This window comes from Halomonas sp. ND22Bw (assembly GCF_003011945.1).
GTDB classification, from domain to species: Bacteria; Pseudomonadota; Gammaproteobacteria; order Pseudomonadales; family Halomonadaceae; genus Halomonas; species Halomonas halophila.
On record NZ_PXWD01001352.1, the window covers coordinates 1 to 253 of the forward strand.

1 protein-coding gene is annotated in these 253 nt (G+C 63.2%); it reads right to left on the reverse strand.

Translation table 11 applies throughout. The annotated features are described in order from the left end of the window. Positions 1–253, reverse strand: a 253-nt coding sequence (locus CVH10_RS22595; protein ID WP_146143306.1) for an O-antigen ligase, incomplete at both ends; no start/stop codon positions are given.

A 253-nucleotide genomic window follows, 5' to 3' on the forward strand; every position in this document is an offset into this window, starting at 1 on the left:
AGAATCCAGCGCAGGAGAACGACGACGGCCCCCGTCAAACCGATCAGGCCGGTCGTGACCGCCAGGTCCAGGAAGCCGTTGTGGGCTTCGTTGGTGTAGGCGTCTGGCTGGGCGAACCAGGCGTCCGTCTGCAGGCTGGGTTGGACGGTCGGATTGATGTCCCAGAATGAGCCGAATCCCCAACCCTGGATCGGCCGCTTGACGAACTCGTCCCACACAAAGGCCCAGACATCGGTGCGCTGGGTGAAGGTGA